The sequence below is a fragment of the Streptomyces sp. NRRL S-646 genome, assembly GCF_000720765.1.
Taxonomy (GTDB): Bacteria; Actinomycetota; Actinomycetes; order Streptomycetales; family Streptomycetaceae; genus Streptomyces.
Genome location: NZ_JODC01000087.1, coordinates 1 through 542 on the forward strand (window position 1 = coordinate 1; position 542 = coordinate 542).

A 542-nucleotide genomic window follows, 5' to 3' on the forward strand; every position below is an offset into this window, starting at 1 on the left:
CAGATGCAACGCCACCAGCGACGACGAACACGCCGTGTCCACCGTCACCGCAGGACCCTCGAAACCGAACGTGTACGCAATACGCCCCGACGCCACACTGCCCGTAGAACCAGTGAGCAGGTAGCCGTCCGAGTCGTGCTCGCCGGCACGCATACAGGTGCCGTAATCCTGTGTGATCGCGCCGGTGAAGACGCCGGTGCGGCTGCCGCGCAGCGTGGCCGGGTCGATACCCGCCCGCTCCAGCACCTCCCACGACGTCTCCAGCAGCAACCGCTGCTGCGGATCCATCGCCAACGCCTCACGCGGCGAGATACCGAACAGCCCCGCATCGAACTCCGACGCGTCGTAGAGGAAACCGCCTTCGCGGACATACGTGCGCCCAGCTCTGCCCGGCTCGGGATCGTAAAGACCCTCCAGGTCCCACCCGCGGTCGGTCGGGAAGTCGCCGATCGCGTCCCCGCCCTCACTGACCAGCCGCCACAAATCCTCCGGCGAACCCACCCCACCCGGGAACCGGCACGCCATCCCCACGATCACCACCG

At 67.7% G+C, this 542-nt stretch carries 1 protein-coding gene; it reads right to left on the minus strand.

Going from position 1 to position 542, the window contains the following annotated elements; all coding sequences use genetic code 11:
* Positions 1–542 (minus strand): beta-ketoacyl synthase N-terminal-like domain-containing protein (locus tag IH68_RS0148995; protein WP_037886710.1); only part of this gene is annotated, 542 nt, incomplete at both ends.